The sequence below is a fragment of the Stenotrophomonas genospecies 5 genome, assembly GCF_054473825.1.
On the sequence record NZ_JBTMUW010000002.1, the window covers coordinates 91657 to 104679 of the forward strand.

17 protein-coding genes are annotated in these 13023 nt (G+C 65.7%); 15 read left to right on the forward strand and 2 right to left on the reverse strand.

Annotation, left to right across the window (positions count from 1 at the left end):
• Positions 1–13 precede the first annotated feature (13 nt).
• Genes ACX9OW_RS15605 through ACX9OW_RS15615 form a run of 3 tightly spaced genes read left to right on the forward strand, consistent with a single transcriptional unit; the run spans position 14 to position 4344 of the window.
• Positions 14–2875: a phage tail tape measure protein gene (locus ACX9OW_RS15605; RefSeq protein WP_459062519.1), complete on the forward strand. Its 2862-nt coding sequence runs from the start codon at positions 14–16 to the stop codon at positions 2873–2875.
• A gap of 6 nt (positions 2876–2881) precedes the next feature.
• A complete protein-coding gene (locus tag ACX9OW_RS15610) occupies positions 2882–3283 on the forward strand; it encodes a phage tail protein (RefSeq protein ID WP_459062520.1) in 402 nt (133 codons plus the stop codon).
• Positions 3280–4344 carry a phage late control D family protein gene (locus tag ACX9OW_RS15615; RefSeq protein ID WP_459062521.1) on the forward strand — a complete coding sequence of 355 codons (1065 nt, stop codon included), beginning with the start codon at positions 3280–3282 and terminating at the stop codon, positions 4342–4344. The genes ACX9OW_RS15610 and ACX9OW_RS15615 overlap by 4 nt, the downstream gene beginning before the upstream one ends.
• Here the strand turns inward: ACX9OW_RS15615 and ACX9OW_RS15620 are convergent.
• Together ACX9OW_RS15620 and ACX9OW_RS15625 are read right to left on the reverse strand one after the other, a co-directional pair.
• Positions 4337–4672 carry a hypothetical protein gene (locus ACX9OW_RS15620; RefSeq protein ID WP_459062522.1) on the reverse strand — a complete coding sequence of 112 codons (336 nt, stop codon included), beginning with the start codon at positions 4670–4672 and terminating at the stop codon, positions 4337–4339. The two genes, ACX9OW_RS15615 and ACX9OW_RS15620, sit on opposite strands and share 8 nt — an antisense overlap.
• 137 nt (positions 4673–4809) lie before the next feature.
• Positions 4810–5247, reverse strand: coding sequence for a helix-turn-helix domain-containing protein (locus ACX9OW_RS15625; protein ID WP_459062523.1), 438 nt, complete (start codon positions 5245–5247; stop codon positions 4810–4812).
• A 95-nt stretch (positions 5248–5342) separates the two neighbouring features.
• Here ACX9OW_RS15625 and ACX9OW_RS15630 point away from each other — a divergent pair, with 95 nt between their 5' ends.
• From ACX9OW_RS15630 to ACX9OW_RS15685, 12 genes are all read left to right on the forward strand, one after another.
• Positions 5343–5651 carry a DNA-binding protein gene (locus ACX9OW_RS15630; protein WP_459062524.1) on the forward strand — a complete coding sequence of 103 codons (309 nt, stop codon included), beginning with the start codon at positions 5343–5345 and terminating at the stop codon, positions 5649–5651.
• Complete coding sequence (locus tag ACX9OW_RS15635) at positions 5651–6022, forward strand: ogr/Delta-like zinc finger family protein (RefSeq protein WP_459062525.1); 372 nt, start codon at positions 5651–5653, stop codon at positions 6020–6022. Before ACX9OW_RS15630 ends, ACX9OW_RS15635 begins: the two co-directional genes overlap by 1 nt.
• A gap of 393 nt (positions 6023–6415) precedes the next feature.
• Positions 6416–6655, forward strand: a complete 240-nt coding sequence (locus ACX9OW_RS15640) for a hypothetical protein (RefSeq protein ID WP_164151142.1) — start codon at positions 6416–6418, stop codon at positions 6653–6655.
• Positions 6655–6957 carry a hypothetical protein gene (locus ACX9OW_RS15645; RefSeq protein WP_279924143.1) on the forward strand — a complete coding sequence of 101 codons (303 nt, stop codon included), beginning with the start codon at positions 6655–6657 and terminating at the stop codon, positions 6955–6957. Before ACX9OW_RS15640 ends, ACX9OW_RS15645 begins: the two co-directional genes overlap by 1 nt.
• Positions 6957–7238, forward strand: coding sequence for a hypothetical protein (locus ACX9OW_RS15650; protein ID WP_459062526.1), 282 nt, complete (start codon positions 6957–6959; stop codon positions 7236–7238). Before ACX9OW_RS15645 ends, ACX9OW_RS15650 begins: the two co-directional genes overlap by 1 nt.
• A gap of 201 nt (positions 7239–7439) precedes the next feature.
• On the forward strand, positions 7440–10133 hold the full coding sequence (locus ACX9OW_RS15655; protein WP_459062527.1) for a toprim domain-containing protein: 2694 nt from the start codon (positions 7440–7442) through the stop codon (positions 10131–10133).
• A gap of 14 nt (positions 10134–10147) precedes the next feature.
• Entirely contained in the window at positions 10148–10630 is a 483-nt protein-coding gene (locus tag ACX9OW_RS15660; RefSeq protein WP_459062528.1) for a hypothetical protein, read from the forward strand.
• A 76-nt stretch (positions 10631–10706) separates the two neighbouring features.
• Positions 10707–11132, forward strand: a complete 426-nt coding sequence (locus ACX9OW_RS15665) for a hypothetical protein (protein WP_459062529.1) — start codon at positions 10707–10709, stop codon at positions 11130–11132.
• Positions 11125–11439, forward strand: a complete 315-nt coding sequence (locus tag ACX9OW_RS15670) for a hypothetical protein (protein WP_459062530.1) — start codon at positions 11125–11127, stop codon at positions 11437–11439. Before ACX9OW_RS15665 ends, ACX9OW_RS15670 begins: the two co-directional genes overlap by 8 nt.
• A complete protein-coding gene (locus ACX9OW_RS15675) occupies positions 11432–11614 on the forward strand; it encodes a hypothetical protein (protein WP_459062531.1) in 183 nt (60 codons plus the stop codon). The genes ACX9OW_RS15670 and ACX9OW_RS15675 overlap by 8 nt, the downstream gene beginning before the upstream one ends.
• On the forward strand, positions 11607–12464 hold the full coding sequence (locus tag ACX9OW_RS15680) for a DNA adenine methylase (RefSeq protein WP_459062532.1): 858 nt from the start codon (positions 11607–11609) through the stop codon (positions 12462–12464). The genes ACX9OW_RS15675 and ACX9OW_RS15680 overlap by 8 nt, the downstream gene beginning before the upstream one ends.
• Positions 12465–12729: 265 nt before the next feature.
• Positions 12730–12969, forward strand: a complete 240-nt coding sequence (locus tag ACX9OW_RS15685) for a hypothetical protein (RefSeq protein WP_459062533.1) — start codon at positions 12730–12732, stop codon at positions 12967–12969.
• The last annotated feature ends 54 nt before the right edge of the window (positions 12970–13023 follow it).

Consider the following 13023-nt stretch of genomic DNA (forward strand, 5'->3'; position numbering starts at 1 on the left):
GGAGATCATGTAGATGAGCGAGAACATGCGGTTGCGCGTCCTGCTGGACGCAATCGACAAGGCAACCGGGCCGATGCGCCGTATTCTGGGCGGCAGTCGGACTCTTACCGAATCGCTTCGCTCGCAGCGCGAGGCACTGCGCGGTCTCAATGCGCAGCAGCGTGACGTGTCGGCCTTCCGGGAGCTTGCGGAGAAGTCCAAAGCGTCGGCGGCAGCGTTGAAGGACCAGCGCGCCAAGGTGCGGCTGCTGGCGGCGGAAATGCGTGCCGCAACGCAGCCCAGCGAAGAGCTGGCGCAGAAGTTTGCTGCCGCCACCCGAACCGCCGGGCGGATGAAGTACGAGGTCAGCCGTAACGCCGAGCGCCTGCAGGGACTGCGCACCCGGCTGGCCGCTGCTGGCATCAGCACCAGCGAGCTGGGAAGTCATGAGCGCCGCCTGCGTTCCGATATCGTCCGGGCCAACGAAGCCATCGAGCGGCAGCAGCGGCGGCTGATGGCGCTCAACGCCCAACAGAAGCGATCCCAGGCGATGCAGAGCGCCGGCATGAAAGCCACAGCGCTGGGTGCCGGCATGGCGTTCGGCGGCCGTAAAGCACTCGATGCGGCAGTGCTTCCGGCCAGCGAGGCGGTGGGGTTTGAATCGGCCATGGCCGACGTGCGCAAGGTGGTCGACTTCGATACCCCACGCCAGTTCGCGCAGATGGGCCTGGACATCGAGGATCTGTCCCGCCGCTTGCCGATGGTGCCCAACGAGATCGCCAAGATCGTCGCCGCCGCCGGTCAGGCGTCGATCCCGCGCAAGGAGCTGCTGCAGTTCGCAGAAGACGCCACCAAGCTGGGTGTCGCCTTCGACACCACCGCCGAGGATGCTGGCCAGACCATGGCCACCTGGCGCACCGCGTTCCGCATGGGCCAGGCCGAGGTGGTCACCCTAGCCGACAAGATCAACTACCTGGGCAACACCGGCCCAGCCAGCGTCCAGAAGATCAGCGACGTGGTGAACCGCATCGGCGCGCTGGGCGAGGTGGCCGGCCTGCAGAGCGGCCCGCTGGCTGCCCTGGGCGCGACGGTGGCCGGCATGGGCATCGAGTCCGAGGTATCGGCCACCGGCATCAAGAACATGCTGCTCACCCTGTCCTCGGGCGAGGCGGCCACCAAGCGCCAGCTCGCCGCGTTCGACAAGCTGGGCCTCAGCTCCACCAAGATGGCCCAGGCCATGCAGAAGGATGCCGGCGGCGCGATCCTCGATGTGCTGGAGCGGTTGAAGCAGCTGCCGGCGGCGTCGCAGGCGGCCACCATGACCACGCTATTCGGGCGCGAGTCCATCGGCGCGATCGCGCCGCTGCTGACCAACCTGGACCTGCTCAAGACCAACTTCGACAAGGTCACCGACGCCCAGCAGTACGCTGGGTCTATGGAGAAGGAGTACGCCTCGCGCGTGGCCACCTCCGAGAACGCCATGCAGCTGGCCAAGAACACCCTGCTGGTGATGGCCGGCACGCTCGGCCGCACCCTGCTGCCCGACATCAAAGCCGGCTCCGAGGCCGTGGGCCGCGTGGTAGGCGGCTTCATCAGCTGGACGCGAGAGAACCCGAAGCTGGCGCGCGCGCTCACCGTGAGCGCGGTGGCAGGCGCTGCGTTGGTGACGGCGCTGGGCGCGCTGCTGACCGTAGGCGGCCTGGCCGCGATGGCGCTGGGCCAGATCAGCGGCGCGGTGGCCCTGCTGTCCGGAGGCGGTGGTGTCGGCGCGCTGATCGCGCGCTTTGGCACGCTGGCCGCCCAGGTACTGCCTACCCTGCTCAACGTCGGCCGCGCCCTGATGGTGGTGCTCGGCGGCGTCAGCTGGCCGGTGCTGGCCATCGCCGCAGCCGTCGCCGTCGTCGCCGCCGTGGTGTGGAAGTATTGGGGGCCGATCAAGGCCTTCATGATCGGCGTCTGGCAGGGGCTGCAGGACGCCTTCGCGCCCGTGCTTGCCGAGCTGCGCACTGCGCTGGCACCGCTGGCACCGCTGTGGGATCAACTGTCCTCCGCCATCGGCAAGGTGTGGGACTGGATCAAACAGCTGTTCGCCCCGTTTGAGGCCACCACCGAACAGCTGGAAGGTGCCACCAGCGCCGGTCGCACGTTCGGCCAGTTCCTGGGCGTGGCCCTCACCGTGCAGCTGCGCATGGCCGTCAAGGCCATCGGCTGGCTGGTCACCGCTGCCACCACCATGCAGGAGGTGGTCATGCGCGTGGTCGGCGGGCTGGGCCAGTACCTGGGCGGCGCCTGGTCGGTGATCGTGGGTCTGTTCACCGGCAACGGTCAGCGCATCACCCAAGGCCTGCAGAGCATGTGGACCGGCATCAACACCCTGCTGGCCAGCTGGCCGGCGAAGATGATGCAGGCGGGCATGGACATGGTCATGGGCCTGGTCAACGGCATCCGGTCGAAGATCTCCGCCGCGACCTCGGCCGTGTCCGGGGTGGGCCGGGGGGTGATCGATCAGTTCAAGGGCATGCTCGGGATCCACAGCCCCTCCCGCGTGTTCGCCGAGCTGGGCGGCTTCACCATGCAGGGCTTGGCCAACGGCCTGCAGGCCGGCCAGAACGGCCCGCTCGCTGCCCTGCAGGGCATCACCCGCCGCATCCAACAGGTGGGCGCTGGCGCGGCGCTGGCGGCGCTTGCCGGGCCGGTGGGGGCGGTGGACAGCCGCCCGCCCGTGTCGGCCAGCCAAGGCGCGTCTGCGGCCCCCATCGGCAAGATCGAGATCCACATCCATACGCAGGCCGGCCAGGACGCAGCGGACATCGCCCGGGCCGTCCGCGCCGAGTTTGAAGCCCTGCAGCGACAGCAACAGGCCCGCGCGCGTTCCGCGCTGGGCGATAGGGAGTAACCGCCGATGATGATGTGCCTTGGAACCTTCGTTTTCTCCCTGCGTGACGGCGCCTACGAGCAGCTGGTACGCAACCTGTCCTGGCGTCACGCCCGCACCGAGCGCGTGGGCGCTCGGGCGGCGTCGCAGTTCGTAGGCGTGGGTGAGGACACCGTCGAACTGAGCGGCCTGATCGCCCCGCCGCTGACCGGCGAGTTTTCCTCGCTGGTCACCCTGCAGGAGATGGCCGACACGGGCCAGCCTTGGGCGCTGGTGGGTGGCGACGGCACCCTGCTGGGGGCATACACCATCGCCAGCCTCAAGCAGACGCACAGCGTCTTCTTCCCCGATGGCACACCGCGCAAGGTCGAGTTCCAGCTCAGCCTGGAGCGCGTGCCGGATGAGGCTATGGCCGAGGACCAGGCATGAGCAGCCGCACCGGCTACCCGGTTCCCGCCTGGCGCGTCACCTTGGACGGCAAGGATCTGACCGACCGCATCGCGCCCCGCCTGATCGAGCTGACCCTCAAGGAATGCCGCAGCGGCGAGGCGGACCAGCTGGATCTGCGGATCCACGACCATGACGGCCGCATGGCGCTGCCGCGCAAGGGCGTCACGCTCACCGTGGCGCTGGGCTGGCGCGACGCCGGCCTGATCGACAAGGGCACCTTCGTGGTCGATGAGGTCGAGCACAGCGGCCCACCCGACGTCATCACCATCCGCGCGCGCAGCGCCGAGCTGACCAAGACGATGCGCACGCGGCGGGATCGCAGCTGGCACGACACCACGGTCGGTGCGGTGATCGGCGCCATTGCCGGCGAGCACAGCCTACGCGCGCGCGTGGCGTCCGATCTGGCCGGCCTGGCACTGGACCACCTGGACCAGTCGAACGAGAGCGACGTGGCGCTGCTGACGCGGTTGGGTAAGCGCTTCGACGCGGTGGCCACGGTCAAGGCCGGCAACCTGGTGTTTTCCCCCATCGACAGCGGCACCACGCCCGCCGGCATCGAGTTGCCCCGTGCCTCGATCACCCGCGCCGATGGGGATAGCCACCGTTTCAGCGAGGCCGAGCGGGACACCTACAGCGGCGTTCGCGCGTACTGGAACGACAAGAAGGGTGCCCGCCGCAAGGCAGTGCTGGTAGGCACGTCGACCAACGCCAAGAACCTGCGCGAGACCTACGACAGCGAGAAGACCGCGCGGGAGCATGCCGACGCCGAATGGAAGCGCGTGCAGCGCGGCGCGGCCAAGATGGATTACTCGCTCGCCCTGGGGCGAGCGGATCTGTACCCGGAGCAGCGGATCGATGTGTCCGGGTTCAAGGCCGAGATCGACGGGCGCACCTGGTTGATCGCCGAGACGACCCACAGCATCACTGGTAGCAACGGTTTCACCACCGCGCTGGTGCTGGAAACGTCCAGCGCCAATGCAAAGCCGGCAGATCCGTCGACGGACGACATACCCGACGCCGAGGACGACGGGTCTACCTGACGGGGCGCAGGCGGCGCACGGATCCGGCCACGGCCTGCCGCAGCCACCGCGCCGAGGATCTGATCACGCCCGGCGTCACGTACCGGGCGCTGGCTCCACCAGCCAAAAACAGCAGCGCATGCAGCGCGTGCGTGCTGGGGGTGGACCCCCCTGTCGGCAGCGCCAGCCAGGCCTGCCAGATGGCGATGGTCAGCAGCGCCGTGGCCAGCGGCGCACTGCCTGCGCGCCGCCGGTCGTCGTCTTTGGCCTGCTGCCGATCCGCCGCGATGGGGCACGTCATCTCGACGTGCCCCGTGAACACCTGTCCGATGGTTGCACCCTCGAACACCGTGGTACTGCCGCACCGGCAACCTGCCGGCATTCCTTCATCCGTACTGCCACACCGCATAGTCCTTCACACTCCAATTGCGCAGTCATGCGCCCCCTGATGGAGGGAAGTAAACCGGGTCCAGCTCGGAATGAAAGTTAGCGAGTGGGCTTCTTCGTTCCGCCGCTGCGCTTCACGACCAGCTTCTGACCACGCAGATCCACATCGCCGCTGAACTGCTGGCCGATGCTGGTGTCATTGAACTGCGTTCGCGGGGCTGCGCCCAAGGTGCTGGCGTGGGACACACCGCCGGTCAATGCCGTCATCGCGGCGGCGCGAGCAGGAGCCGGGGCAGCGCGCCAGGCATCGAGCAGCTCGGCATCAGCGGTGGCCAGGCGTTCGTGCTTCCCGACCAATACATATGCAACATCTATGCCCAAATCGTGGGCCAGTGCCAGGTAGGCAGCGCTCGCGCCAACCTCATCCTTTTCGTAGTGGATCTGCGTGCGCTTAGTGACGCCACAGGCCACGCCCATGGCCTCCTGACTCAGGCGCAGTCGATTCCTTTCTTCCTTCAGCCGGTCGCCCACACTCACGCTCAAATCTCCTTGACAGGTGAATAATCTTTCACCAACATTGGTGAAAGAAGTTTCACTAACACAGCATTCAGCTTTTACACAGGGGAAACGGAATGGCGGCACAACGGACTGGTGTAAGGAAGCTGCGCACACCGGAAGAAGCCCGGCAGTTCCTTCGCGACAACGGCATCACTGTCGTTGAGTTCGCAAGGCAGAACGGCCTGGACCGCCATGCGGTCAACGATGCGCTTCGCGGCGTCGGCAAGGGCAACTTCGGCAAGTCTCACCAGGCGGCCATTGCGCTCGGCATCAAGCGCGACCCGGATTCTTGCACAAAACCCGCCAATTCCCGACAGAAACCCACACCGGGTGCCAAGTCGGGCAAAGCCGTTAGCGCCAAGTCGGGGAGCAAGAAACGGTAATGAGCGCTTCGACCAGCAGCCGCGCAACGTTCTCCTGTGAAGCCTGCGATACGCCGTTGCTCAAACGCACCAGCCGTCTGCAGCACCGCCATCTGCGTTCGGATGTTTGGGTGTGTCAGAACCCGCTGTGCGGCGCGACCTACGCCGGCAATTCCGAACTGACCAGCATCGCCAGCCCGAGCGGCATGCCCGACGCGCCGGCATCCGAGTTGCCGCCGACGCCTGGCTACACCAGGGCGCTGCTGCAGATGCAGTGGAAGCTGGAACATGGATCCCGGCAGCTGGACATGCTCGATGCAATCGAGTTTGTGGAAGCGTCTCGGATCGATGCCGGCGGCGAGGCGCGACCGCACCAGGCGGCTGCGCCCTAACGCGTTACCACACCCTTTCCAACCTGCTGGTCTGTCGGCTATGCCGACGGCGATGGACTGCTGCGCATGAACGTTCTGGCATCTGAAATGTTTTCCCACACTTTCCCTCATTTCCCCTTGACTTCCATCCGGGGGGAGAGCACAGTTCGCCGCAAGGAGCCTAAGAACTCTGAGGATACAGCGGCATCCGCGCCCGACAGCATCGCGGTTTTTTTGCGCCTGCAATTCGTGCGCGCCGACGCTTTCTGCGTCGGGAGGGCGGCAGCCATACAACACCCGCAAGGGGAAAACTGCCCGCCGGTCTGTATCCCGGTTCTTAGCCTCCCGACATCCTCGGTGCGACGCCTAAGAACGTCTCTCCGAGGCCAATCCTCGGATACAGGAGACGTCTCCATGGCGCATGACGCCCCTTCCACGCCCGGACCCAGCTCCGCGCGTCAGATCTCGCTCGTTTTCGGCTTCATCGCCGACACCCTTGAATGGCCCCATGCCGACTACCAGGCGCTGATTGTGCGTCTGGAAGCCACCGGAAAGCCGGCGCTGTCCATCACCCTCGATGACGTCCTGTCGGCCTACACGGCCCAGCAGAAGGCGCGCAGCGGCAATGCCGCCGGCCAGAAGGGGACGCACTGATGGCCGCTACGCCCCCGCCCCTGCCGGTCGCGCTTCGACCTGTGATCGAACTGGCAACGCCGGTGCCGGGCATCGCCCTGCGCTGCTCCTTCGACCAGAAGCACATGCTGTACGTCGCGCTGGTACACCTTGCCAGCAATGCAGCGCTGACCGTATCAGCGCACACCAGCAGCACCATCCGCGTTGCGGCGACCCACAGCCTGCAGTGCGGCTCGATGGTGTACCTGCTGGCTGCCGGCGAAGCCGAGCGATTCCTCACCTGGCTCCGCAACGGCGGCAGCACCCCGAACGGAGTGAACTGATGGACAAGGACAATCGCGGCCCGCTGCCGCCTCCCCTCCGTAACCCCGGCCCGCCGCTGCCCAAGGGCCTGACCGCCAAGGGTGAGTACAGCCAGGTCGTCACCGGCGACGACTACGACCGCCTCTGGCGCATCGCCTATGCGGTGGAGCTGCTGGCGGCGCTGCCGGCGGAAGCGGCCAAGGTGCTGGGCATCACGGCGGACCATACCCATGCCGTCGCCGAGTACATCTCCGAAGACCTGCGCGGGATCCTTTCCCGCTCCAAGCCGGCGGACGAATAGGACACACGGCCCAGGGCAGCGCACCACCGCTGCCTTGCGCTGACAGGAGAGAACCATGCACCACCTGGCACCGCCGCCCCGCTTCTTCTAGACCGACCGCACCACACATCCCCAACGGCGCACCACCGCCGCCGGGGATGCCAGGAGAGAACCATGCACCACTACCACGCCGCTGCTGCGGCTCGACAGGGCTGATTCGGCATGCAGGAAGAGATCCGCCAGCAGGTTCTGTCGCGCATCGAGCGCGACTATGGCCTCAAGCACCGCAATGGCACGCCCTACATGCGCGGGGGCAAGTGCCCTCACTGCAGCAAGAAGGAGCTGTACACCAGCTACGAAAAGCCGTGGGTACTGCGCTGCGGCCGACAGGCCAAGTGCGGGCAGGAAGTGCGTGTGCGCGACCTGTATGACGATCTGTTCGACGATTATTCCAAGGCCAATCCGCAGACCGCCACAGCGCCGAATGCCGCCGCTGATGCCTACCTGGCCACCGGCCGAGGCTTCAACGTCAAGGCGCTGAAAGGCCTGTATACGCAGGAGGACTACTACGACCGCGCCAAGCGCGAAGGCACCGCCACCGTCCGATTCCCCCTGGTCAAAGGCGGCTGGTGGGAGCGGCTGATCGACCGGCCGCACCGGTTCGGGAAGATGAAGGCGCGCTTCGCCCCAGGCGAGAGCTACGCCGGTGTGTGGTGGGGTGCCGCCGCGATGGACCAGCTGCGCACCGCGCGCCAGGTGTGGATTGTGGAGGGAATCTTCGACGCCATCGCGCTGCTGCAGCGCGGTGTATGCGCCGTCGCGGCTATGTCCAGCAATGCCTACCCCGAGCTGTCGCTCAAGGAACTGCGTGACGCCCGGCCCAACGACCTGCCCACCCTGGTGTGGGGCCTGGACAACGAGCCGAGCGCCCGCGCCTACACCATCAAGCACGTCCGCCGCGCCGAGAAGCTCGGCTTCACCTGCAAGGCGGCGCAGATCGAACAACCGGGCGACAGGAAGACCGACTGGAATGACCTGCATCTGCGCGCCCAGGCGGCGGAAGACGGCGATGCGGTCTGGCAGGCGGACGTGGACCTGGCCCTGCACAACGGCGCGTTGTTGCTGGCCAAGACCGCCATGGAAAAGGGCCTGATCATCTATGGGCGCGAGCAGCGCACGCAGTTCCACATGGACCACCGCAACCGGCTCTACTGGTTTGAATTCGACCCGGTACGGTTCGACAAGCTGTGCCGCGAGCAGGCCACCCGCAAGGAAGACATCGAGGAAGACCTGGACGAAGAGACGGTGGAGAAGATCCGCCGCGGCTGCTGCAACGTGCGCGAGATCGCCAACTGCTTCCCCAAGGCGCTGTACTACCAGCGCAACGAAGTCACCGACGACGCCTGGTACTACTTTCGCGTGGATTTCCCTCACGACGGTGCAGCAGCCACCGGCACCTTCACGTCGTCGCAGGCGCTCAACGCCCCGTCGTTCCGCGACCGCCTGGGCCACATTGCGCGTGGCGCCATCTTCGACGGCACCGCCGGCCAGCTGCTGCAGATCATGAAGATCCAGCTGGACAACATCAAAGAGGTCCACACGGTCGATTTCGTGGGCTACACCCCCGACCACCAGGCGTACATCTTTGGTGACCTGGCCGTGCGCCATGGCGAGATCGCCCAGGCCAACGCCGAGGACTACTTCGACTTCAAGAAGCTGCGCATCAAGACCACCCAGCGCTCCATCCGCATGGACATTCAGCGTGACCACGATAGCTACCGCAAGGAATGGCTGCAGTGGATGTGGACCTGCTTTGGCACCAACGGCATGGTCGCCCTGGTGTTCTGGTTTGGCTCGCTGTTCGCCAATCAGATCCGCAGCACGCACAAGTCGTTCCCGTTCTTGGAGGCCACCGGTGAAGCCGGTGCCGGCAAAACCACCCTGCTGACGTTCCTGTGGAAGCTGCTGGCGCGCAGCGATTACGAGGGCTTCGACCCAGCCAAGTCATCCAAGGCCGGCCGTGCCCGTGCGATGGGCCAGACCTCGGGCATGCCTGTGGTGCTGCTGGAAGCCGACCGCGATACGCCCGACAAGGCGCATTCCAGGTCGTTTGAATGGGATGAACTGAAGGACTACTACGGCGGCGGCACGCTGGCCACCCGTGGCGTCCGCAACGGCGGCAACGAGACCTACGAGCCGCCGTTCCGGGGAACCATCGTCATCAGCCAGAACGCGGCAGTCGATGCCAGCGAGGCGATCATGACCCGTATCGTCAAGCTGCACTTCCGAAAGCCACACGCCACCACCGAGAGCCGCCAGGCGGCCGACAACCTCAACGCGCTGCAGGTCGAGGATCTGAGCTACTTCCTGATCAAGGCTGTGCGGGCGGAAGCGCAGGTGCTGGAAAAGTTCGGCGAGCGCGTGCGGTTCTACGAGGCGAAGCTGCGCGAGAACAAGGATCTGCGCATGGAGCGCCTGATCAAGAACCACTCCCAGATGCTGGCGCTGCTCGACGGCCTGCGCCTGGTGGTGGACATTCCCAAGGCGATGGTCGAGGAAACCCGGCAGAAGCTGGTGGACATGGCGTTGGAGCGCCAGTCGGCGATCAGTGCGGACCATCCCCTGGTCAATGAGTTCTGGGAAACCTACGAGTACCTGGAAAGCACCGGTAACGGAGAACGGCCGGTCCTCAACCACTCGCGCAATCCGCAGCACATCGCGATCAACCTCAACGACTTCTTGGCCAAGGCGGCGTACCACAGCCAGCCCGTGCCAGACCTCAAGCTGCTGCGCACCTATCTGCGTGATTCGCGGCGCTACAAGCTGGTGGACCCGAATCTGACGGTCAACAGCTGCATCAAGACCAACACGGCCGGAGCAGGCGTAGCCGTTCGCTGCTGGGTGTTTCAAAAATGACCAACGGAGATCGGATGTCCACTGCCAGCACCCCCTTCGTCCTCGCCATCGAGCCTGATGTGACCAACCTCCACGCGGTTCGCCTCAGCGCGGTCGTAGCCCTTTACGCGGCCCGCACACAGGAAGAGCGTGCCGCGCTGTTTGAGCAAGCGGCGCTTTTGTCGACCGCGCTCGGCCTTCCGGTTCCGGTGCTTCCACCGGACAAGACCGGCATGGCTAGCGCCACCGTTGCGGCGTTCTGGATCGTGGTGGGGGAAGCCGTTGCAACCGGGATGCTGCACGACCACTCGCATACGGCTGATCGCCTGGCGGTGAGTCTGCCCGAGGTCAGGAACGTCGCCGAAAAGCTGGGGCGGCCGCTACCACCGGGGGCTTCACTGACCCGGGCGCTGGCGCGCTGCCCTCGACTCATTGCACCGAACTACACGGTGAACAGTCGCATCCGAGAGAAAGGAGGAAAGGGCATCGCGGTTCGATGCTGGGTGTTCAAGAAGTAACCGTAAAAGCGGCCCGGCGGGCAGAGCACCACCTCTTACCCCAAGGCCATCCACCAACGAAGTTCAGGAGAGAACCATGCACGACATGATCAGCAACACCGACCACACCAGGGCAAATACGGAGGTTTCAGGCACCGGACCAGGGGCGAAGGCTATCACGGGTGACGGACTGTGTGGACTTGCCCCCAGCCCTGCCAAGGGCTGCAGCGCAACGCTGACGATGCACATCACCCGCAACCGGGTGGTCGTCACCGCGCAGCTGGATATGGGTGGCCATAAGACCGCCCAGCGCGTGCTCGAGCGTCGCCGGGGCAGCCAGGGCGGCTGGGTGATGACCGGGATCGGTGAGGACTTCGCCGTCGACGGCGACTGGATCTCCGCCGAGCTGGCCGCCCTGGCCGACCGACTGCCCTTCCCCTTCGCCGTGGCCAACATGCTTCCGGGCGCAAGGGCCAGCCACAGCGCTGTGGCCGCTGCCGCTCAGGAGGTGGCCCATGGGTAAGCCCAACACCCAGCGTGGTCAGCAGCGTGGCGCCCAGGCCCTCTCGCGCGTCGTTTACGGCCCGCATCGAAGCGGCAAGACCACCCACGGAAAGGCCATCGCCGATCACCTGGGCCTGGAACACGTTCGGGATCTGGACGACGTCCAGTTCAGTGGTGACCGGCTGCAGCGTCGCGGCCACCTGTACTTGGCCGTCGACCGGGGCTACGCGCAGCGAGCCGCCGATCTGATCGGGAGCGAGCTGCTGCCCATCGGCAGAGCGCTGGCCATGATCGGTGCCGGCAGCAAGGGGGTGGCCCGTGCTTGAGCTGATTCTTCTCTGCATCGCCCCCGCCGCCGGCGGCGCGGCACTGCACAAGCTGTGGATCACCCGGCCAGCTCGCCAGCGCCACAGCGGCACGGCAGTGGGCCAGATCCCGCAGCAGATCCGCCGTCGCGCCCGCATGGCCGTGCGCCGCGCCGGGGGCGACGACCATGAATGAAGTTTGTGCACCCGCCTTCCGGTACCACGGATCAAAGTTCCGACTGGCACCGTGGATCACCCAGCACCTTCCGGCGCATCGCATCTACGTCGAGCCATTTGGCGGTGCAGCCGGTGTACTTCTCCAAAAGCCCCGCAGCTATGCAGAGGTCTACAACGATCTCGACGGTGAAGTGGTCAATTTCTTCCGGGTGCTTCAGAAACCTGTTGATCGCGAACGGTTGGTCGAGGCGTGCGTACTCACGCCCTATGCTCGAGCCGAGTTCGAACAAGCCTGGGAACCCGCCTCGGATCCGGTCGAGAGGGCGCGACGGCTGTTGATCCGTGCTCAGATGGGTTTTGGGTCAGCTGGGGCTACGAAGACCAGTACTGGCTTCCGAATCGATTCACACCGTGCGTATGGAACCGCCCAGCAGCTGTGGGCGCGCTTCCCTAGCGGCATCGCCGCGATCGCGGATCGATTCTCAGAAGTTCTGGTCGAGAACAAGTCCGCGATCGAGGTCATTCGTCAACACGACTCGGCGGAGACCTTGCACTACTTGGACCCACCGTACTTGCACAGCACGCGAGTGATGCACGCTGGAACGACTGGCTACTATCGTCATGAGATGACCGAGGATGATCATCTGCAGCTGCTGGAGATGATTCAGAGCCTACAGGGCATGGTCGTCATTTCCGGCTACCGCTCTGAGCTCTATGACGAACGCCTGCAGTCCTGGAGGAGGCTAGAAACTCGATCTCGAATCGCTGCGGGACGTGGGTGTACGCTGCGAACCGAGTGCATCTGGCTCAGCCCTGCCGCTTCTAGTTCGGCGCTCCAGCAAGGCCTGCCGCTGGAGGGCGTTGCATGACCCAGCGCCAAATGACACCTCCTCGGCCCATTCCGCCCTGCCCCAAAGACCACCCTGCCAGGTACATCGTCGACTGCCGGCGGATGGAGGCGCGGGGTGGTCACTTCATCGAATGCCCTTGTAGCCGAACGACGAAGCATCCGACTTTTGACCTGGCGTGGGCACACTGGCACAAGCAGCACGCGCTGCAGGCGGTACAGCCGCCTGCAGCCACCCCTGTGCCGGCACCCCAGCTGCAGCTGAGGCTGGTGGGAGGCACAGGTTGATGGCTGCACCGGGAACTATGGGCGGCGGTGGATTCGGTACGTTCTGGATGCTGTTCGGCCAGTTCGGTGCCACGCTTACCGTCGAGCAGTTGCGGGACGCCTACTTCCCGGCGTCCAGCATGAAGACGATGGCGAACAAGCACAGCGCTGGCCTGCTGCCGCCCCGTACTGGCGAGGTCTACGACACCCGCGACGTCGCTGACTGGTGGGACGAACAACGGACGAAGAAGTCGCACTGATTAGGTAACGAAGAAGCCGCCGTGAGGCGGCTTTTTCAATGCTCCGGCACGAAT

Coding starts and splice junctions, on each gene's coding strand:
- ACX9OW_RS15630 (WP_459062524.1), top strand. CDS start 5,343: ATGGCGGCACAACGGACTGGTGTAAGGAAGCTGCGCACACCGGAAGAA.
- ACX9OW_RS15605 (WP_459062519.1), top strand. CDS start 14: ATGAGCGAGAACATGCGGTTGCGCGTCCTGCTGGACGCAATCGACAAG.
- ACX9OW_RS15640 (WP_164151142.1), top strand. CDS start 6,416: ATGGCGCATGACGCCCCTTCCACGCCCGGACCCAGCTCCGCGCGTCAG.
- ACX9OW_RS15665 (WP_459062529.1), top strand. CDS start 10,707: ATGCACGACATGATCAGCAACACCGACCACACCAGGGCAAATACGGAG.
- ACX9OW_RS15680 (WP_459062532.1), top strand. CDS start 11,607: ATGAATGAAGTTTGTGCACCCGCCTTCCGGTACCACGGATCAAAGTTC.
- ACX9OW_RS15655 (WP_459062527.1), top strand. CDS start 7,440: ATGCAGGAAGAGATCCGCCAGCAGGTTCTGTCGCGCATCGAGCGCGAC.
- ACX9OW_RS15615 (WP_459062521.1), top strand. CDS start 3,280: ATGAGCAGCCGCACCGGCTACCCGGTTCCCGCCTGGCGCGTCACCTTG.
- ACX9OW_RS15610 (WP_459062520.1), top strand. CDS start 2,882: ATGATGATGTGCCTTGGAACCTTCGTTTTCTCCCTGCGTGACGGCGCC.
- ACX9OW_RS15650 (WP_459062526.1), top strand. CDS start 6,957: ATGGACAAGGACAATCGCGGCCCGCTGCCGCCTCCCCTCCGTAACCCC.
- ACX9OW_RS15635 (WP_459062525.1), top strand. CDS start 5,651: ATGAGCGCTTCGACCAGCAGCCGCGCAACGTTCTCCTGTGAAGCCTGC.
- ACX9OW_RS15660 (WP_459062528.1), top strand. CDS start 10,148: ATGTCCACTGCCAGCACCCCCTTCGTCCTCGCCATCGAGCCTGATGTG.
- ACX9OW_RS15645 (WP_279924143.1), top strand. CDS start 6,655: ATGGCCGCTACGCCCCCGCCCCTGCCGGTCGCGCTTCGACCTGTGATC.
- ACX9OW_RS15670 (WP_459062530.1), top strand. CDS start 11,125: ATGGGTAAGCCCAACACCCAGCGTGGTCAGCAGCGTGGCGCCCAGGCC.
- ACX9OW_RS15685 (WP_459062533.1), top strand. CDS start 12,730: ATGGCTGCACCGGGAACTATGGGCGGCGGTGGATTCGGTACGTTCTGG.